18 protein-coding genes and 1 other RNA gene are annotated in these 17,876 nt (G+C 69.4%); 9 read left to right on the top strand and 10 right to left on the bottom strand.

The window, feature by feature from the left end:
* Positions 1–3: 3 nt before the first annotated feature.
* Positions 4–843 carry an aldo/keto reductase gene (locus IZR02_RS08945; protein ID WP_025103609.1) on the bottom strand — a complete coding sequence of 280 codons (840 nt, stop codon included), beginning with the start codon at positions 841–843 and terminating at the stop codon, positions 4–6.
* Between the two features lie 100 nt (positions 844–943).
* On the opposite strand from IZR02_RS08945, the gene IZR02_RS08940 reads away from it, so the two are divergent.
* The 4 genes from IZR02_RS08940 to rnpB all read left to right on the top strand — a co-directional run bounded on the left by IZR02_RS08940 (position 944) and on the right by rnpB (position 4,206).
* Positions 944–1,327: a YchJ family protein gene (locus IZR02_RS08940; protein ID WP_217316379.1), complete on the top strand. Its 384-nt coding sequence runs from the start codon at positions 944–946 to the stop codon at positions 1,325–1,327.
* A gap of 37 nt (positions 1,328–1,364) precedes the next feature.
* Positions 1,365–2,102, top strand: a complete 738-nt coding sequence (locus IZR02_RS08935; protein ID WP_025103607.1) for a zinc ribbon domain-containing protein — start codon at positions 1,365–1,367, stop codon at positions 2,100–2,102.
* 22 nt (positions 2,103–2,124) lie between these two features.
* The gene (locus IZR02_RS08930) at positions 2,125–3,825 is read left to right on the top strand and encodes a bifunctional 3'-5' exonuclease/DNA polymerase (RefSeq protein ID WP_025103606.1); all 1,701 of its coding nucleotides are present in this window, start codon (positions 2,125–2,127) and stop codon (positions 3,823–3,825) included.
* Positions 3,826–3,849: 24 nt separating this feature from the next.
* Positions 3,850–4,206, top strand: an RNA gene (gene rnpB, locus IZR02_RS08925) — RNase P RNA component class A.
* A gap of 89 nt (positions 4,207–4,295) precedes the next feature.
* Here the strand turns inward: rnpB and ppgK are convergent.
* Entirely contained in the window at positions 4,296–5,042 is a 747-nt protein-coding gene (ppgK, locus tag IZR02_RS08920; protein WP_025103605.1) for a polyphosphate--glucose phosphotransferase, read from the bottom strand.
* Positions 5,043–5,123: 81 nt separating this feature from the next.
* Here ppgK and IZR02_RS08915 point away from each other — a divergent pair, with 81 nt between their 5' ends.
* The 4 genes from IZR02_RS08915 to IZR02_RS08900 are packed head-to-tail and all read left to right on the top strand — an operon-like array spanning position 5,124 to position 10,655.
* A complete protein-coding gene (locus IZR02_RS08915) occupies positions 5,124–5,363 on the top strand; it encodes a hypothetical protein (RefSeq protein WP_025103604.1) in 240 nt (79 codons plus the stop codon).
* Between the two features lie 2 nt (positions 5,364–5,365).
* Positions 5,366–6,703, top strand: coding sequence for a type I glutamate--ammonia ligase (gene glnA / locus IZR02_RS08910; RefSeq protein ID WP_025103603.1), 1,338 nt, complete (start codon positions 5,366–5,368; stop codon positions 6,701–6,703).
* Between the two features lie 7 nt (positions 6,704–6,710).
* Positions 6,711–9,686: a bifunctional [glutamine synthetase] adenylyltransferase/[glutamine synthetase]-adenylyl-L-tyrosine phosphorylase gene (locus IZR02_RS08905; protein ID WP_062766617.1), complete on the top strand. Its 2,976-nt coding sequence runs from the start codon at positions 6,711–6,713 to the stop codon at positions 9,684–9,686.
* A gap of 48 nt (positions 9,687–9,734) precedes the next feature.
* Entirely contained in the window at positions 9,735–10,655 is a 921-nt protein-coding gene (locus tag IZR02_RS08900) for a diacylglycerol/lipid kinase family protein (RefSeq protein ID WP_025103601.1), read from the top strand.
* Here IZR02_RS08900 and IZR02_RS08895 read toward each other — a convergent pair whose 3' ends face one another.
* Both IZR02_RS08895 and IZR02_RS08890 read right to left on the bottom strand, forming a co-directional pair.
* Entirely contained in the window at positions 10,656–11,759 is a 1,104-nt protein-coding gene (locus IZR02_RS08895; RefSeq protein ID WP_374460143.1) for an AI-2E family transporter, read from the bottom strand. It abuts the gene before it with no gap.
* 148 nt (positions 11,760–11,907) lie between these two features.
* Complete coding sequence (locus IZR02_RS08890) at positions 11,908–13,287, bottom strand: serine/threonine-protein kinase (protein ID WP_139833344.1); 1,380 nt, start codon at positions 13,285–13,287, stop codon at positions 11,908–11,910.
* 136 nt (positions 13,288–13,423) lie between these two features.
* Between IZR02_RS08890 and IZR02_RS08885 the strand changes: the two genes are divergently transcribed.
* Entirely contained in the window at positions 13,424–13,816 is a 393-nt protein-coding gene (locus IZR02_RS08885; RefSeq protein WP_025103598.1) for a VOC family protein, read from the top strand.
* A gap of 66 nt (positions 13,817–13,882) precedes the next feature.
* Here IZR02_RS08885 and IZR02_RS08880 read toward each other — a convergent pair whose 3' ends face one another.
* The 6 genes from IZR02_RS08880 to glnA (IZR02_RS08855) form a co-directional block, all read right to left on the bottom strand.
* Positions 13,883–14,368 carry a hypothetical protein gene (locus IZR02_RS08880; protein WP_025103597.1) on the bottom strand — a complete coding sequence of 162 codons (486 nt, stop codon included), beginning with the start codon at positions 14,366–14,368 and terminating at the stop codon, positions 13,883–13,885.
* A 90-nt stretch (positions 14,369–14,458) separates the two neighbouring features.
* Positions 14,459–14,743: a WXG100 family type VII secretion target gene (locus tag IZR02_RS08875; RefSeq protein WP_025103596.1), complete on the bottom strand. Its 285-nt coding sequence runs from the start codon at positions 14,741–14,743 to the stop codon at positions 14,459–14,461.
* Positions 14,740–15,129, bottom strand: coding sequence for a hypothetical protein (locus IZR02_RS08870; protein ID WP_025103595.1), 390 nt, complete (start codon positions 15,127–15,129; stop codon positions 14,740–14,742). The genes IZR02_RS08875 and IZR02_RS08870 overlap by 4 nt, the downstream gene beginning before the upstream one ends.
* Before the next feature lie 92 nt (positions 15,130–15,221).
* Complete coding sequence (locus tag IZR02_RS08865) at positions 15,222–15,944, bottom strand: hypothetical protein (protein WP_025103594.1); 723 nt, start codon at positions 15,942–15,944, stop codon at positions 15,222–15,224.
* Positions 15,945–16,047: 103 nt separating this feature from the next.
* Positions 16,048–16,233: a hypothetical protein gene (locus IZR02_RS08860; protein WP_025103593.1), complete on the bottom strand. Its 186-nt coding sequence runs from the start codon at positions 16,231–16,233 to the stop codon at positions 16,048–16,050.
* 204 nt (positions 16,234–16,437) lie between these two features.
* The gene (gene glnA / locus IZR02_RS08855; protein ID WP_025103592.1) at positions 16,438–17,862 is read right to left on the bottom strand and encodes a type I glutamate--ammonia ligase; all 1,425 of its coding nucleotides are present in this window, start codon (positions 17,860–17,862) and stop codon (positions 16,438–16,440) included.
* Positions 17,863–17,876 lie beyond the last annotated feature (14 nt).

Here is a 17,876-nt window from a genome sequence, read left to right as displayed (position 1 = left end):
CGCTCAGGACTCCTCGTGCACCGCGGGATCGCCGTCGAACAGGCGCCCGTCCGCGCGTCCGAGTGCGGTGATCGCGGCGACCTCCGCGTCGTCGAGCACGACGGCGGCGGCGGCGAGGTTCGCGGCCTGGTGCTCCGCGGACGACGCCTTCGGGATCGCGACCGTCTCCCTGGCCACGTGCCAGGCGAGGACGGTCTGCGCGGGCGTGATGTCGTGAGCGGCGGCCACCTCGCGGACGACGTCCTCGTCGAGGAGGGCCTGCGCACGCCCCAGCGGGCTCCAGGCCTCGGTGAGGATGCCGTGCTCCCGGTGGTAGGCCAGCTGCTCCTCCTGCGGGAAGTACGGGTGCACCTCGATCTGGTTCACGACCGGCCGGACCCCGGTCTCCCGTTCGATGCGCTCGAGATGCTCGGGGAGGAAGTTCGAGACGCCGATCTGGCGGACGACGCCCCGCGCCTGGGCGTCCACGAGCGCCTCCCACGCCTCGACGTACTCGTCCTGGCTCGGGTTCGGCCAGTGGATGAGGTGCAGGTCGGTCGCGTCGAGGCCGAGGCGGGAACGGCTCTCCTCGATGCTGGCGGTCGCCGTCGCGCGGGCATGGTGCCGTCCGGGGAGCTTCGTCGTCACGATGACCTCGGAGCGGGGGACGCCGGAGGCCGCGACGCCGCGCCCGACGGAGCCTTCGTTCTCGTAATTGAACGCGGAGTCCACGAGGCGGTATCCCGCACGGAGGGCCTGGGCGACCGCGTCGGCTCCGGCGTCGCCGTTCAGCCGATACGTGCCGAGGCCGAGTGCCGGCAGGGCGAAGCCGTTGTGGGCGCGGAAGGTGGGGACAGTGGTCATCGGTGCTCCTGGCGTTGGCGTGCCTCCAGCGTAGGGCGAGTTGGCGCGACACGGTCCTCCGCGCGATGCTGGCAGGCATGACCCTGATCGTCGCGCTCCCATGACGGAGTCCGCCCGCTGCCCCTGCGCCTCGGGGGATACGTTCGCCGCCTGCTGCGGACCGCTCCTCGACGGCGCTCCTGCCCCGACCGCCGAGCGGCTGATGCGCTCCCGGTACACCGCTTTCGTGCGGGAGGACGGGGCGTACCTGCTCCGCACCTGGCACCCGGAGACGCGACCGGAGACGATCACCTTCGAGGCGGACCTGGAGTGGCGGCGTCTGCTGATCGTGGACCGCGTGGCGGGCGGCCCGTTCGACACGGAGGGCGTGGTCGAGTTCGAGGCGTTCTGGCGGCAGGGCGGCACGCGCGGATCGCTGCACGAGCGCAGTCGCTTCTTCCGTGAGAACCGGACGTGGTTCTACGTGGACGGCGACATCCGGTGATGCGGCCCTCGGCCCGGCAGCGAGTAGATTTGAGAGCGTGAACGGCACCCCGGAGAACCAGCGCACCCTGCTCGACATCGCGGACCTCGACCGGCGCATCGCGCAGGCGGAGCGCGCCCGCACGCAGCCGAGCCAGGCGGGCCGGATCGCCGAGCTCGTCGCCATCCGTCAGGAGCAGCTCCGCGAGCTCACGGTCCTGACCGGCGCCAGGGACGACGCCCGCACCGAGCTCTCGCGGCTGGAGTCGGACGTCGCGCTGGCCGAGCAGCGGCGCGACCGCGACGCCCAGCGCCTCGCGGCGGCAACCAACCCGAAGGAGGCGCAGGCTCTGGAGCACGAGCTCGCCAGCCTCGCCAAGCGTTTGAGTGACCTGGAGGACGCGGAGCTCGACGTCATGGGCCGAGTCGAGGAAGCCGACGCCGCCGTGGCCGCCCAGCAGGCGCTGCTGGACGCGACGACCGCGGAGGGGAGTGCCCTCACCGCGCAGGGCAAGGCCGACGTCGCCGCGGCGACTGAGCTCGGCGCCCAGCTCGCCCGCGACCGGGAGGCGGTCGCCGCCACCGTTCCCGCGCCGCTTCTCGCGGAGTACGATCGCCGCGCCGCGAACAGCGCCGGAGCCGCGCTCCTCACCCGCGGAACCTGCGAAGGCTGCCGCATGATGCTGCCCGGCACCGATCTCAACGAGATCCGTCGCGCGCCCGAGGACGAGGTCGTCTCCTGCCCCGAGTGCGGCTGCATCCTCGTGCGCACCGAGGAGTCGGGACTCTCGTCATGAGCGCATCCGGCCTGCACCGCCCGTGACGGCGCCGGCGTCGGGCCCGGAGCGACGCCTCGCGCTGGTCGGCCTCGGTGCGGGGGAGTACGCCGCGATCGAGCTGGACGAGCACGACGAGGAGCAGCAGCGCACGCTCCTGCCCGCGGCGGAACTCGCGGGATGGGTGGCCGCGGTCGAAGCCGCCGACGCCCCGCGGTGGATCATCCGCAGCGCGGCCGAGATCTACGCGCTGCTCCTGAGCGAAGGCGTCAGGATCACGCGCAGCCACGACCTCGTCCTCTGTCACGCGATCCTGCGCGACACGGCCATGGTGTCCACGCCGCTGGCACCCGCCGCGGCATGGGAGCGCCGCGACCCGGTCGACACGACCCCCTCCCTGTTCGATGTCCTCGACGAGGAGTCCGGCGAGGACGCGATCGCCGCGGCACTCGAGCAGTACCGCGCGCAGCGGACCGTGATGGCGGAGGCGGCCGATGGACGCCTGACGCTGCTGTGCGCCGCAGAGTCGGCCGGCGGGCTGATCGCCGAGGAGATGCGCGTCGCGGGGCTCCCGTGGGACGCCGGGGTGCACGACGCGATCCTCACCGAGACCCTTGGCGCTCGTCCGGCTGCGGGCGGGCTGCCCCGACGGATGGTGGAGCGCGGCGACGAGGTGCGGGCGCTGCTCGACGACCCCACGCTGCACCTGGACAGTCAGCCGAAGCTGCTGCGGGCGCTACACCGCGTGGGCGTGTCGGTGGAGTCCACGAGCAAGTGGGAGCTGTCGGCCCACGAACACCCCGTGATCGAACCGCTCCTCGCCTACAAGAAGCTGTCTCGACTGCTCAGCGCGAACGGCTGGACCTGGCTGTCGGAATGGGTGCAGGACGGCCGCTTCCGCCCGGTGTACATCCCCGGGGGCGTCGTGACCGGACGGTGGGCATCGGCCGGCGGCGGCGCGCTGCAACTGCCGCGCAACCTCCGCCCCGCTGTGCGTGCGGATCCGGGCTGGGCCCTCGTCGTCGCGGACGTCGCCCAGCTCGAGCCGCGGATGCTCGCGGCCATGGCGGCCGACGAGGCGATGGCGGCCGCGGCACGCGGCGGCGATCTCTACGCGGGGGTCGTCGCGTCGGGTGCCGTCGCGACCCGCGAGGAGGCGAAGTACGCGGTTCTTGGTGCGATGTACGGCGCCACCAGCGGCGACAGCGGGCGACTCGTTCCCCGGCTGCGGAAGGTCTATCCCCGCGCCATGGCGCTCGTCGACGACGCGGCGCGTGTCGGGGAGGACGGCGGCATCGTGTCCACCTGGCTCGGTCGCTCCTCGCCGCGTCCGCCCACGGAGTGGATGCGGCTGCAGGCTGATGCCACGGGCGCCGACGCCGATCCCGCCGTTGTCTCCCACGCCCGCCGCCGCGCACGGGAGTGGGGGCGCTTCACCCGGAACTTCGTCGTCCAGGGCACCGCGGCGGAGTGGTCGCTCATCTGGCTCGCCGAGATCCGTCACCGCCTGGCACAGCTTCCCGAGGTCTTCGGCGCGGCCGAGGCATCGGGGCCGTTCGCCCGGGAGCCGCACCTGGCGTTCTTCCTGCACGACGAAGTCATCCTGCACACACCGCAGGAGCACGCGGAGGCCGCGGCCGACGCCGTCCGCGAGGCCGCTGCCGTCGCCACCACCCGCCTGTTCGGCACCTTCCCGATCGACGTGCCGCTCGATCTGCGCATTGCGGACTCCGCCGAGAAGTGAGGCCCCGTAGACTGGAGGGGCGAATGGGTCGACTGGACGGTCGCGTGGCGGGCAACCGCACCGAGGAACGTCCGGGCTCCACAGGGCAGGGCGGTGGGTAACACCCACCCGGAGTGATCCGCGAGACAGTGCCACAGAGAGCAGACCGCCCCGCGAGGGGTAAGGGTGAAAGGGTGGTGTAAGAGACCACCGGGGGCCGTGGTGACACGGCCCGCCAGGTAAACCTCGCCCGGAGCAAGGTCAGACAGAGGATGATGACGCGGCCCGCCGAGTCCTCGGGTAGACCGCTGGAGCGGCACGGCAACGTGTCGCCGAGAGAGATGGCCGTCGAAGGGGCGAAGAACCCCGGAACAGAACCCGGCGTACAGGTCGGCCCATTCGCCTCGAACGCCGAAGGCCCCGATGACTCCATCGGGGCCTTCTCGTTTGGGTCCCTGAGCCTGTCGAAGGGCCCTGAGCGTGTCGAAGGGTCAGTCGCCGGCGAGCGAGGCCGCGCCGATGATGCCCGAGTTGTTGCGGTGGATCGCGGGGACGATCGGCGTCTTCAGGTCGAGCAGGGGCAGGAAGTCGCCCGCGTTCTTCGACACGCCGCCGCCGACCACGAACAGGTCGGGGCTGAACAGGAACTCGATGTGGGAGTAGAACGCCTGCAGGCGCTCGGCCCACTCCTCCCAGCTCAGGCCCTCGCGCTCGCGCGCCGAGGTGGCCGCATAGGTCTCGACGGACTCGTACTCGCGGAAGTTCAGGTGGCCGAGCTCCGTGTTCGGAAGCAGCACGCCGTCGTACAGGAACGCGGAGCCGATCCCGGTGCCGAGCGTGGTCAGCAGCGTGAAGCCGAGCACGTCGCGGGCGGCTCCGTGGCGGGCCTCCGCGACACCGGCGGCGTCGGCGTCGTTCACGAAGACGATGTTGCGGCCGAGGCCGTCGCGGAAGAAGCGCTCGGCGTCGAAGTCGATCCACTCCTTCGAGACGTTCGCCGCGGACAGGGTCTTGCCGCGCTTGACGATCGCGGGGAACGCCACGCCGAGCGGCAGGGTCGACTCGTGGACGTCGAGCGTCTTCAGGACCGTCTGCACCGCGACGAGGACGTCTTCCGGTGCCGCGCCGGCCGGAGTGGGCACGCGCACCCGATCCGAGGCCATGGTGCCGTGTTCGAGGTCGACGATTCCCGCTTTGATGCCCGTGCCGCCGATGTCGACGCCGATCGCTTTTGCCATGGCCGATAGCTTAGCGACCACGGTGCACGCCAGTAGGATCGATGACATCACCCCAACCGCTCGCGGGAAGAAGGAGCAGCCATGACCGACGGCGATCACAAGTACTGGTACAACTCCGTCACGGGCGAGGTCGAGTTCGGCATGCTGTCGCCGTCCATCGACCGCATCGGCCCGTTCGACACCGAGGCCGAGGCGCGTCGCGCCCCCGAGGTGCTCAAGGAGCGGTCGCGTGCCTGGGCCGAGGAAGAGGCCGCGGAGCAGGGCTGGGACGCGAAGCCGTCCAGCGGCTTCGGTGCGGAGAAGGGCCAGGGCGCAGAGTAGCCATGGACAAGCAGAGGGACTTCGTCCTCCGGACGATCGAGGAGCGCGGCGTCAAGTTCGTGCGCCTGTGGTTCACCGACGTGATCGGCACGCTCAAGTCCGTCGCCATCGCGCCGGCCGAGGTCGAGGGCGCCTTCGCCGAGGGCATCGGGTTCGACGGCTCCGCGATCGAGGGGCTGACCCGCACGTACGAGTCCGATCTGCTCGCCCAGCCCGACCCGACGACCTTCCAGACGCTGCCGTGGCGCGGGGAGATCGACCCGACCGCGCGCATGTTCTGCGACCTCACCACGCCCGACGGACAGCCCGCGGTGGCCGATCCCCGTCACGTGCTGAAGCGGACGCTCGCGAAGGCCGCCGATGCGGGCTTCACGTTCTACACGCACCCGGAGATCGAGTTCTACCTGCTCAAGTCGTCGTCGTTCGGTCCTGAGGGGCCCGTCCCCGTCGACTCCGCCGGCTACTTCGACAACGTCCCCGGGGGCACGGCGCACGACTTCCGTCGTCGTTCGGTCCGCATGCTGGAAGACCTCGGCATCTCCGTGGAGTTCAGCCATCACGAGGGCGGCCCCGGCCAGAACGAGATCGACCTCCGCTACGCCGACGCCCTCACCACCGCAGACAACGTGATGACCTTCCGCACGGTCATCAAGGAGGTCGCGATCGAGCAGGGCGTGTACGCCACGTTCATGCCGAAACCGCTCAGCGGCCAGCCCGGCAGCGGCATGCACACGCACATGTCGCTGTTCGAGGGCGATCAGAACGCGTTCTACGAGGAGGGCGCGAAGTACCAGCTCTCCAAGACGGGCCGTCACTTCATCGCGGGCCTGCTCAAGCACGCCAACGAGATCTCCGCCGTGACGAATCAGTTCGTCAACTCGTACAAGAGGCTCTGGGGCGGCGACGAGGCCCCGAGCTTCATCACGTGGGGCCACAACAACCGGTCCGCTCTCGTCCGCGTCCCGATGTACAAGCCGAACAAGGGGCAGTCCTCGCGCGTCGAGTACCGCGCGCTCGATTCCGCGGCGAACCCGTATCTCGCGTACGCGCTCATGCTCGCCGCCGGTCTCAAGGGCATCGAGGAGGAGTACGAGCTTCCGCCGGAGGCGGAGGACAACGTCTGGGCGCTGAGCGACGCCGAGCGCCGGGCGCTGGGCTACTCCGCCCTGCCCGCCAGCCTCGACCACGCCCTGGAGTACATGGAGGCCTCCGAGCTCGTCGCGGAGACGCTGGGGGAGCAGGTGTTCAACTACGTGCTGCTCAACAAGCGCAAGGAGTGGGAGGCGTACCGCGGCCAGGTCACGCCGCTGGAGCTGAAGAACAACCTCGAGCTCCTCTGAGCGCGGCATGGCTCGCCCCGACGCCTCCGTCTCGCTCTCGGCCCTCGCCCGGCTCGGGTTCGCTGAGCTGAGCGAGGCCGCGGCGTCGCTGGCGGAGCTCGAGAGCCTGCTCGGCGTGCCGCGCGCGATGCTGCTCGAGGCGGCCGTCGCGGCGGACCCGGATGCGGCGGTTCGCGGGATGCTGCGGGTCGCTCGACGAGACCCTGCCCCGCTGCGGGCGCTCGCGGACGACGAGGAGACGCGCCGGCGCGTCTGGCGCGTCTTCGGTGCCTCTGTAGGACTGGCGGAGTTCTTCCTGCGGCATCCCGACGAGCTGGACGTGCTGGCCGCACCGATCGACGTGCTCCCCACGGCGGACGTGTGGCGCGATCGCCTCCTCGCCGCCGTCGGGGCGGAGGACGGGTTCGCCGACGCGGCGGACGACGGGACGGTCGTGGCGCTCCGCGTCGCGTATCGGCGGAACCTCGCGGAGATCGCCGCCTTCGATCTCGGTCACTCGCGCCCCGAAGAGGTCGTCGCCGCGGTCGCCGCTTCCCTTGCGGATCTCGCCGGCGCCGCCCTCGAGGCCTCGCTCGCGATCGCCCGCACCCACCAGGCGCCGTCCGCCGGTCGGGACGCCGTCGCTGCCACTCAGCTGGCCGTGATCGGCATGGGGAAGGCCGGCGCGAGGGAGCTCAACTACGTCAGCGACGTCGACGTCATCTTCGTCGGCGGCACGGCGGATGAAGAGGCGCTTTCCGAGCCGCAGGCGATCGACATCGCCACGCGCCTGGCCAGGGACACCATGCGCAACCTCAGCGCCATCGAGGTCGAGCCGCCGCTCTGGGAGGTCGACGCGGCGCTGCGCCCGGAGGGCAAGCAGGGCGCCCTCGTGCGCTCCCTCGCGTCGCACGTCGCGTACTACGACCGGTGGGCGAAGAGCTGGGAGTTCCAGGCTCTGCTGAAGGCTCGTCCGCTGGCCGGCGACCCCGACCTGGGCGCTGCCTACATCGACGCGGTGCAGCCGCGCGTGTGGTCGAGTGCCGCCAGGGAGGAGTTCGTCGAGAGCGTCCAGCGCATGCGCGAGCGGGTCATGGAGCACATCGACCCGGAGGACGCCCCGTACCAGCTCAAGCTCGGCGCGGGCGGGCTGCGCGACATCGAGTTCACGGTGCAGCTCCTGCAGCTCGTACACGGTCTCACCGACGAGTCGCTGCGCACGCGTGGCACGCTGGAGAGCCTGGACGCCCTGGTCGCCGGCGGCTACATCGGCCGGGCGGATGCGGGCACCTTCGCGGACGACTATCGGGTGCTGCGGCTCATGGAGCACCGTCTGCAGTTGCGCGACCTCAGCCGCACCCACCTCATGCCCAAGACGCCGGCCGGCCTGCGCATCCTGGCGCGCAGCACGAAGCTGGCTGAGACGGGGGAGGGCGTCTGGGCGCGCTGGGAGAGCGTCCGCCGCGAGGTGCGCGACATCCACACCCGCCTCTTCTACCGCCCGCTGCTGAGCGCCGTGGCCGGACTGCCCGAGGAGGAGCGCACCCTCTCCGCGGAGCAGGCTCACGACCGGCTCGCCGCGATCGGGTTCCGCGACCCGGCGGGAGCGTTGCGCCACATCGGCGCGCTGACACGCGGACTCAGCCGCAAGGCGACGATCCAGCGGCACCTCATGCCCGTCATGGTGCGCTGGTTCGCGGACGGCAGCGACCCCGACTACGGCCTCCTCGCGTTCCGCCGCATCAGCGAGCGGCTGGGGGATACCTCGTGGTTCCTGCGCATGCTGCGGGACTCCTCCGGTGCGGCAGAGAGCCTCACCCGACTGCTGTCGTCCTCGCGGTACATCGGCGAGCTGCTGGAGTGGATCCCGGAGTCGGTGGCGTGGCTGGACAGCGCCGAGCGACTGCGTCCACGGAGCGCGCAGGCGCTCGACGACGAGGCCCGAGCAATCCAGACGCGCCATGAGACGGTCGCCGACGCGTTGCGGGCCGTCCGGGCCCTGCGGCGTCGCGAGCTCCTGCGCACGGCGATGGCGGCCGTCCTCGATGTCGTCACCATCGAGGAGGTGGCCACCGCGCTCACCGACATCACGGATGCGACGATCCAGGCCGGCCTCCGCGCCGTCCTCCGCGAGGTCGTGCCGCCCGAGGACACGGCGCTCGACTTCGCGGTCATCGGCATGGGGCGGTTCGGCGGCGCCGAGCTCGGCTTCGGGTCCGATGCGGACGTGCTGTACGTGTACGACGCGAACGGCGTCGACCCGGGCAGAGCGGAGAAGCTCGCGACGCGGATCGTGGCCGGGCTCCGCGAGCATCTGACGGATCATCGCCTGCCCCTTGACCTCGACGCGGGTCTGCGGCCCGAGGGGCGCAACGGTCCGATCGTGCGGTCCCTCGACGCCTACGCGGCCTACTACCGCCGCTGGTCGCTGTCCTGGGAGGCGCAGGCGCTCCTGCGGGCGCGCGGTGTCGCCGGGAGCACGAAGCTCATCGGACGGTTCATGGAGCTCGCGGACAGCATCCGGTACCCGGAGACGGTCGACCTCCAAGGGCTCCGGGAGATCAAGCGGATCAAGGCGCGCGTCGAGGGGGAGCGGCTGCCGCAGGGCACCGACCCCCGTCGTCACCTCAAGCTCGGGCCGGGGACTCTCAGCGACGTGGAGTGGCTCGTGCAGCTCCTCCAGCTGCAGCATGCGACCGACGTCCCGGGCCTCCGCACCACGTCCACGCTGCACGCACTCGACGCCGCGGTCGCCGCCGGGCTCGTCGAGGAGGACGACGCCGAGCGCTTGCGGGCGGCCTGGCTGCTGTCGAGCCGTCTCCGTTCAGGCATCACCCTGCTCACGGGGCAGACGAGCGACATCCTGCCGGCCGACCGCCGTCAGCTGGATGCCCTGGCCCGTCTGCTCGGCTATCCGCCCCGGTCGGCGACACCACTCGAGGAGGACTACCTGGCGGTCACGCGGCGCGCCCGGCGGACCTTCGAGCAGCTCTTCTACGGCTAGACGGCCGGTCGAGTTGCACGATCGTCCTCCGTCGCTCAGAGTGAGCGTATGACCTCTCCTCGCATCGGCGTGATCTGGAACCCGACGAAGTCCGACCGGGATGTCCTCGGGGAAGCGGTGACCCTCGCGTTCGGCGAGGAAGCCGATGTGCGCTGGGGGGAGACCACCCCGGACGACCCCGGTCGCGGCGTCGCGGCGAAGGCCGTGGAGGAGGGCTGCGCTCTCGTCATCGCGGTCGGCGGCGACGGCACGATCCGCGCCGTCGCGGAAGCTCTGGTCGGAACCGATGTCGCTCTCGGGATCGTGCCGCAGGGCACGGGCAATCTGCTCGCGCGCAACCTCGGTGTGCCGCTGGAGGGCGTGCTGCCGGCGCTCGAGCACATCCGCGACTCGGAGCCCCACCGCATCGACCTCGGCTGGGTGGAGTTCGACGGCGAGGAGCATGCCTTCTCCGTCATGGTCGGCTTCGGGGTCGACGCGCAGATGCTCGTGGAGACCAACGACGACCTCAAGGATCGCGCCGGCTGGCTCGCCTACGTCGAGGCGATGGGGCGCGCACTGGCCGGCACCGAGATGACGGACATCACGCTGCAGCTCGACGACCACGAGCCGGAGGAGGTGCGCGGGCACACGCTGCTCGTCGGCAACTGCGGCATGCTCCAGGGCGGCATCCGCCTGCTTCCGGACGCCGTCCTCGACGACGGCCTCCTCGACATGCTGCTCATCAGCTCCGACGGCGCGCTGCAGTGGCTCGACACCGTCCGCTCGGTCGTCTGGGACAACGGCATCCGTCGCATGATCGGGAACGTCGATCAGGCGGTCAGCACGGACTCCACCACCCACGTGTCGGCGGAGCGGATCCGCGTGCAGCTCGCCACGCCGCAGATGTTCGAGATCGACGGCGAGGAGGTCGGCGAGATCGACGCCTTCACCGTGCGCGTGCAGCCGGGCGCCGTCCTCGTCCGCTGATCAGGCGACGGTCACCGCGGGCGGCGTCTTCTTCCTGTCCTGGTTGGGGAAGACGACCTTCTGCACGATGATGATGATGCTCGCGGCCACCGGGATCGCGACGAGCGCACCCAGGATCCCGCCGAGCGCGCCACCGGCCACTGCGGCGATGACGACCAGTGCGCCCGGGACGTCGACGGCCTTGTTCATGATCCGCGGAGAGAGCACGTACGCCTCGATCTGCATGTAGATCAGGTAGTAGATGATCGCGATCAGCGCGGTCGTCGGCGAGACGAACAGGCAGATGAGCGAGATGATGATCGACGCCGAGAGGGTTCCGACGAGCGGGATCATCGAGCCGATGAAGGCGATCAGTGCGAGCAGCGCCGGCACCGGCGCTCCGATGATGGTCAGGAAGATGAGGCTCAGGATGCCGTTGGTGAGCGCGAGGCTCGCCTGACCGATGACGTAGCGCCCGACGGCACTGGAGACGTCCTCCAGGAGCTCGCTGAACGTGTCGCGCTGGTACGCCGGGACGAACCGGGCAGCCACCCGCTTCATGCTGCGCAGCGACGCCATGAAGTAGAGCGTGAGGATGACCACGATCGTGATGCCCGTCAGGCCGCCGGCGATTCCGGCGCCGACGGCGAAGACACCGCCGCCGATGTCGAGGAAGTTGTCCGGGTTCTGCACGAAGCCGACCACGCCGTCGACGGCGTCCTTGATCGTGCCGCCGAACTGTCCGCTGACGTCCTGGAACCAGGCGCTGTTCGTGAAGTCCTCGATCATCTTCGGACCGTCTTTGATCAGGTTCCCGATCTGCTCCGCGAGGGTGGGGACGATGGCGAGGATGATCCCGGCGAAGGCGAGGAGAACCCCGATCACGACTACGGCGACCGCCGCCGGACGGGGGAGCTTGCGCTCGATGAACCGCACGATCGGATCGAGGCCGAGCGCCAGGAAGAGCGCGACGCCGATGTAGACCAGCACGGTGGCGAGCTGGCCGACGATGCCGCCGATCATGAGCGCGACGAGAACCCCGAGGGCACCGAGGAGACCGAACATGAACGGGTTCGCCCTGGCGCCGGCGACCACACTCGACGGCGACCGTCGCTGCGCGGACACGCTGGGTGCCTGATCCGGCGGTGCGATCAACTTCCTGCGACGCATGGTCCCCTCCCTCTGTCGATACTCGACACTCGATCATCCTCCACCCGGTCCCGCGCGCTGCTCAGCGACACCCGCCGGCTCGGCGGGCGTCGGGAGCGTCGGATCAGTGGCTGCTGTTGCCCTTGCCGCTGTTGCCCTTGCCGTTGTTGCCGTCGCGGCCGGGGCTCTTGCCTCGGTTCTCCTGCGCCTGCGGTGCGGCGTTCTCGGGCAGGCTCTCCTCGGCGACCGACTCGGTGACCGATGCGGTCGGTGCCACAGGGGTCGCGGCCACCGGCTCGACGGCGACGGTCTCTGCCGGCTCCGAGTCGACGAGGGTGTCCGCGGGAGCCGGCTCGACCGGCACGAGGTCCTCGACGCCCTCGACGATCCTCGACGCGCCATCGGACACGGCGCCCGAGCTCGCGAGAGCCTGCTCGCCGTGTCCGAGCAGTGCTGCGGAGGCGGTGGTCACCACGCCGAGCACGACCACCGCGGCGATGAGGAGAGACTCGCGACGACGGCGCGTACGCCGTGCCGGGGACGGGGCGGGGTGCGCCGCGGCGGCGCGACGGCGGGCGCGAGCCTCGGCGCGCGTCCGGGGGAGGGCGCCTGCGGTCGGCGCGGGAAGCGGCACGGTGACATCCGTTGCCACCTCTTCGGTGACGGGGAGATCGATCAGCCGGCGCAGTTCGCTCTCGACCTCCAGAGCGTGCGGCCGTGCTTCGGGCTCGATCGCCGTCATCGCGGTGAGCAGTGCGGCCCACTCCGATCCCAACTCCGCGGGGATCTCCGGCGCGATGTGGAGACGGGCGAGGGCGGATTCGACGCTGAGGGTGGGGGCGAACCCAGGCTTGCCGGTGAGCGCCTCCAACAGGACGAGACCGAGCGCGTAGATGTCGACCGCGGGACGGATGTCGCCGTTCCGCAGCTGCTCGGGTGCCATGTAGGTCAGCGTCCCGAGGACGATCCCGGGGGTGGTGACACGGGACATGTCGATGGCGCAGGCGATCCCGAAGTCGGCGAGCTTCGCGCTCCACCTGCCGTTCGTGTCGAAGGGCGGCGTGAGCAGGACGTTCGAGGGCTTGATGTCGCGGTGCACGATGCCGGCGCTGTGCACGGCGTGGAGGGCGGAGGCGATGTCCGCCCCGATCGTGGCGATCTCGCGCGGGGTCACCGTCGCGCGGGCCATGCGCTTGCTCAGCGTCGGTCCCGGCACGTACTCCATCACGAGGTATTTCGGTCGTCCGGGCTCGAGGTGCGCGTCCAGGAGCGTGACCAGGCCCGGGTGGTTGAGGCCCGCGAGGAGCGCCTTCTCCGAATGCACCCGCTCCACGGACAGTACGGCATCGTCGGACTCGCGGAACATCTTCACCGCGACGGTGCGTTCGAGCGCGATGTCCTCCGCGCGGTACACGGTCGCCATCCCGCCCATGCCGACGGCCTCCGCCAGGCGGTAGCGGCCGTCCAGAAGCGCGGCGGTGGGCGGGGCTTCCTGGGTGATCACGGCGTCCTCCACTGGCGGGACCGGGTATCCCGACGATGTCTTCACCGTATCCGCGCAAAAAAAGCGACGCGTTGGGGTTGACGTAGAGCCCGACACCTGCAATGGAGGATCCACGGGGAGCTGAGAGACTGGACGGATGGCAGGGATTCACCACGTGGAGGTCTGGGTCGCCGACCTCGTGTCGTCGCGAGCGGAGTGGGGGTGGCTGCTCGGTGCGGTGGGTTTCGTCCGCGCCAGCGCGTGGCCCGAGGGCGAGTCCTGGGAGGCGGGTGGCGCGTATGTCACCCTCACGACATCCCCGAACCTCAGCGGCAGTGAACACGATCGTCGTGCCCCGGGCGTGAACCATCTCGCCTTCGCTGCGGGCCCGCGGGACCGAGTGGACGCGATCATGGCGGCGGCGCCCGAGCACGGCTGGCGGCCTTTGTACGCGGAGCGCTACCCGCACGCCGGTGGGCCGGATCACTACGCCGGATGGCTGGAGAACTCCGCGGGCTTCAAGGCCGAGATCGTCGCCGAGGAGCGCTGACGCGGGCCCTGCCCGGAGCGCCGTTACCGCCAGAGGCGGGCGGCGTGCTGGCGGTCTCCAAGACTCTCATCGTTGCTCCGACAGCTCTTGGCTGAGGTCGAGCTCGCGGAGGACGTACGGCTGAGCGACGGCGTCGGTGAGGTAGTACGTGTAGAAGATGACCGCGGCTTCGTCTGCTGTGAACACCTCGTTCGAGAATACACGCACCGCACGGGTCTGACTGATCGGGATCAGCGTCGTCGTCCCGTCGACGGGCTCAGGGCGCCCGATCGTATAGAGGTGGCTCTTGCCGTCAGGTCCAAGAAGTCGGACTTCGACAGTAATGCCATCGGCTGATCCCGCCGCCTGGATGAAGGAGCCGGTCAGGTCTTCCGGCGTGACGAATCCCTTCTCAGGGTTCTCGGCTCGCCAGATGCTGCACGTGAACTTCGTTTCCCCGTCGAGGCGTCCCAACATGAAGCAGAGCTCGTCAGGGATGGGACGGTACGCGTCCGTGACGAATCCGTAGAGTCCCGAGGGAGAGGCCGAGGCGTGGGTGGGCTTGAACGTCAAGGCACAACCTGCGTTTCTACTCGTGTGACGACGATGTCTTCGCCGTCCGGTTTGGCGCGGGCGGGGGTTCCATCCCGAACCGTATGAGCGTCACTTCCAGAGGCGGGCGGCGGTGCTGGCGGTCTCCATGGAGATGGCGTTGGCGGTGATGAGTCGTCGATTGGCTTCGGCGAGGGCGGCCTTCATGCCGCGGATGGCGGTGTCCCAGTCGTGGTGGGCGCGGTCGTATGCGGCATGGGCCTCACCGGACCATGAGGATCGCAGCAGGGTGGCCTCCGCGTCGAGGCCATCGAGCGCGTCTTCGAATCGCCGGACGGTGAGAGCGAGACGCGCGACCGTGTCGCTAATGGCGTCGTGGCGGACCGCGACTCTCATCGTTCCTCCGACAGCTCCTGGCTGAGGTCGAGCTCGCGGAGGACGTACGGCTGAGCGACGGCGTCGGTGAGGTAGTACGTGTAGAAGATGACCGCGGCTTCGTCTGCTGTGAACACCTCGTTCGAGAACACGCGCACCGCACGGGTCTGACTGATCGGGATCAGCGTCGTCGTCCCGTCGACGGGCTCGGCACGCCCGACCGTATACAAGTGGCTCTCACCGTCAGGTCCAGGCAGTTTCACCTCCACCGTCATTGCGTCGGCAGAGCCTGCCGCCTGCATGAAGGTATCCCCGGCAGGCTCGCGGAAGCCCACGGTGCTGGAGGGATCGGATCCGGGCCAGATTATGTAGGTCAGCTTTCGCTCGCCGTCCAGGTGGCCCAGCATGAGCCTCAGATGCGCGGGAATGGGGCGGAAGCTGTCCGTGATCCAGCCGCGCTGCCCGCTGGGTGTTTCTTCGCCATGCGTAAATGGCGCTCTCATGGGACATCCCTGCTCTCTACTCGCGTGATGATGATGTCATCACCGTCTAGTTTGCCGCGCGCGGGCGTACCTGCGTTTACGGCATCGTCGAACTGGCGCTGGGTGCTCGATGCCCTGCCATACTCATCGATAGCCGAGCCGGACTTGACCTCGATTCCGGTATAGGTGTTCGACCCGTCATTATTCTTGACCAACCCGTCGTACGAGCGGCTCGCTTGCGGGGCGCCCTCATAGGTGACGTGAACTTTCCTTCGAATCACGTCGACCCCTGCCTCAGAGGCATACTCGTCGAGTCCGACTTTCTCCTTGTCGACCCAGGGCCTGATCTCCTGGCCATTCGCATAGCGCCCACCGGTGTCGCGCCCATCCCCGCGATCGACACCCTTGCGGGAGTCGGAGGCTCGGTCGGTTTCGCGGAACGACCGCCCGGTTGCATCGCCGATGAGTCCTGCACCGACGCCGGCGACGCCGATGCCTGCTGCGGCGATGGCGGGAGCGCCGGCGAGGGCACCGACGCCGGTCACCGTCAGGCCTGCGCCGCCGACAGCGAGTGCGGCGCCTCCGATGAAGGTCGCAGCCCCGCCGAGGAGTTCGAGGATGATGTCCGGGTGCTCCCAGAGCGTCTGCGCGGAGACGGCGAGCATGTCCATCGTGGCCTGGAACGGCTGCACGACAGCAAGGGTGAACACCGCGGAGCCGGTCTGCCCGAGCTCCATCATTCTTCCCAGATCATCGCGTCGACCTCGGCCTTCGCGGCATCCGTCCCCTCGTCGAAGACCCGGGCCGTCGTCGCCAAACGCTCGGTGAACTCGTCGGAGTCCGTCACCCGGGCTGCGAGGCCCGCAGACCAGGCTTCGGCGAACCGCTCAGAGGCTCTGCGACCACCCACTCGTGGCCGGCGCTCGTCGGCGGGGTGAGGTCGGTCGCCCCGATGTCTGCGACGATGCGCCGCGTCTTCGCCGCCATCGTCCGCAACACGTCCGTGTCGACCTCATAGTCCTGCGACATGCCGCCCTCTTCCTGCGAGCCCCCCGGCTGCGGGATCGAGCATAGGCGAAGACGGAGTCAGAAGACAGCGATATGTCTGGATCCGTGAATGAAAAAACCTCGAATGAGTACGGAGGGGTAGGACTGCCGTCATCTCCCGGCCCCCGGACGGCGAAAGAGCCCGCCCCCAGATGGGGACGGGCTCTCTCGCGATCCGCGGTCGGCTCAGACGCCGAAGTACAGCTCGTACTCGAACGGGTGCGGGCGCTGAGCGATCGGCAGGATCTCGTTCTCGTACTTGTAGGAGATCCAGGTCTCGATGAGCTCCTCGGTGAACACGCCGCCCTCGAGGAGGAACTGGTGGTCGGCGCGGAGCGCCTCGAGGGAGTCCAGCAGGGAGTTCGGCACCTGCGGGATGTTCTTGGCCTCCTCGGGCGGAAGCTCGTAGAGGTCCTTGTCGACGGGCTCGTGCGGCTCGATGCGGTTCTTGATGCCGTCGAGGCCCGCCATGAGCTGCGCGGCGAAGGCGAGGTACGGGTTGCCCGAGGCGTCGGGGGCGCGGAACTCGATGCGCTTGGCCTTCGGGTTCGAGCCCGTGATCGGGATGCGGATCGCGGCGGAGCGGTTGCCGGCCGAGTAGACCAGGTTGACCGGAGCCTCGAAGCCCTTAACCAGACGGTGGTAGCTGTTCAGCGTCGGGTTGGTGAAGGCGAGCAGTGCCGGCGCGTGCGCCAGGATGCCGCCGATGTACCACCGCGCGATGTCGCTGAGCTGACCGTAGCCGGCCTCGTCGTAGAACAGCGGCTTGCCGTCGTTCCACAGCGACTGGTGGGTGTGCATACCCGAGCCGTTGTCGCCGTACAGCGGCTTCGGCATGAAGGTGGCGACCTTGCCCCACTCCTCGGCGGTGTTCTTGACGATGTACTTGAACTTCAGGATGTCGTCCGCCGCGTGCACCATGGTGTCGAAGCGGTAGTTGATCTCCTGCTGGCCGGCCGTTCCCACCTCGTGGTGGGAGCGCTCGAGGATGAAGCCCGCATCGATGAGCTTGAGGGTGATGTCGTCGCGCAGGTCGGCCGTCTTGTCGACCGGGCTGACGGGGAAGTAGCCGCCCTTGTAGGGGGTCTTGTTGGCGAGGTTTCCGCCCTCCTCCTCGCGGCCGGTGTTCCACGCGGCCTCCTCGGAGTCGACCTTGTAGAAGCTCTCGCCGGCGGTCACGGAGTAGCGCACGTCGTCGAAGATGTAGAACTCGGCCTCGGGGGCGAAGAACGCGGTGTCGGCGATGCCGGTGGAGGTGAGGTACTTCTCCGCCTTCTTCGCGACCTGACGCGGGTCCTTCGAGTAGATCTCGCCGGTGCGCGGGTTGTAGATGTCGAAGATCATCACGAGGGTGCTCGCCTCGCGGAAGGGGTCGATGTACGCCGTCGTCACATCCGGGATGAGCTGCATGTCCGACTCGTGGATGCTGGCGAAGCCGCGGATGGAGGAGCCGTCGAACAGCTGTCCGTCCGTGAAGAAGGCCTCGTCGACCGTCGCCGCAGGGATGTTGAAGTGCTGCTGCACACCAGGGAGGTCGGTGAAACGGATGTCAAGGAATTTGACGTCGTTCTCCTTGATGTAGGCCAGTACCTCGGACGAATCTTTGAACATGTACGACTCCTGTG

This window comes from Microbacterium paraoxydans (assembly GCF_019056515.1).
GTDB lineage: Bacteria > Actinomycetota > Actinomycetes > Actinomycetales > Microbacteriaceae > Microbacterium.
The sequence above is the reverse complement of the archived record's forward strand: the minus strand, read 5'-3'. Positions and strand labels throughout refer to the sequence as shown.

What these genes read in the sequence shown, in the direction of transcription:
- IZR02_RS08945 (WP_025103609.1), bottom strand. Translation starts at nt 843, where the DNA reads ATGACCACTGTCCCCACCTTCCGCGCCCACAACGGCTTCGCCCTGCCG.
- IZR02_RS08940 (WP_217316379.1), top strand. Translation starts at nt 944, where the DNA reads ATGACGGAGTCCGCCCGCTGCCCCTGCGCCTCGGGGGATACGTTCGCC.
- ppgK (WP_025103605.1), bottom strand. Translation starts at nt 5,042, where the DNA reads ATGGCAAAAGCGATCGGCGTCGACATCGGCGGCACGGGCATCAAAGCG.
- IZR02_RS08915 (WP_025103604.1), top strand. Translation starts at nt 5,124, where the DNA reads ATGACCGACGGCGATCACAAGTACTGGTACAACTCCGTCACGGGCGAG.
- glnA (WP_025103603.1), top strand. Translation starts at nt 5,366, where the DNA reads ATGGACAAGCAGAGGGACTTCGTCCTCCGGACGATCGAGGAGCGCGGC.
- IZR02_RS08905 (WP_062766617.1), top strand. Translation starts at nt 6,711, where the DNA reads ATGGCTCGCCCCGACGCCTCCGTCTCGCTCTCGGCCCTCGCCCGGCTC.
- IZR02_RS08900 (WP_025103601.1), top strand. Translation starts at nt 9,735, where the DNA reads ATGACCTCTCCTCGCATCGGCGTGATCTGGAACCCGACGAAGTCCGAC.
- IZR02_RS08885 (WP_025103598.1), top strand. Translation starts at nt 13,424, where the DNA reads ATGGCAGGGATTCACCACGTGGAGGTCTGGGTCGCCGACCTCGTGTCG.
- IZR02_RS08875 (WP_025103596.1), bottom strand. Translation starts at nt 14,743, where the DNA reads ATGAGAGTCGCGGTCCGCCACGACGCCATTAGCGACACGGTCGCGCGT.
- IZR02_RS08870 (WP_025103595.1), bottom strand. Translation starts at nt 15,129, where the DNA reads ATGCTGGGCCACCTGGACGGCGAGCGAAAGCTGACCTACATAATCTGG.
- IZR02_RS08865 (WP_025103594.1), bottom strand. Translation starts at nt 15,944, where the DNA reads ATGATGGAGCTCGGGCAGACCGGCTCCGCGGTGTTCACCCTTGCTGTC.
- IZR02_RS08860 (WP_025103593.1), bottom strand. Translation starts at nt 16,233, where the DNA reads ATGTCGCAGGACTATGAGGTCGACACGGACGTGTTGCGGACGATGGCG.
- glnA (WP_025103592.1), bottom strand. Translation starts at nt 17,862, where the DNA reads ATGTTCAAAGATTCGTCCGAGGTACTGGCCTACATCAAGGAGAACGAC.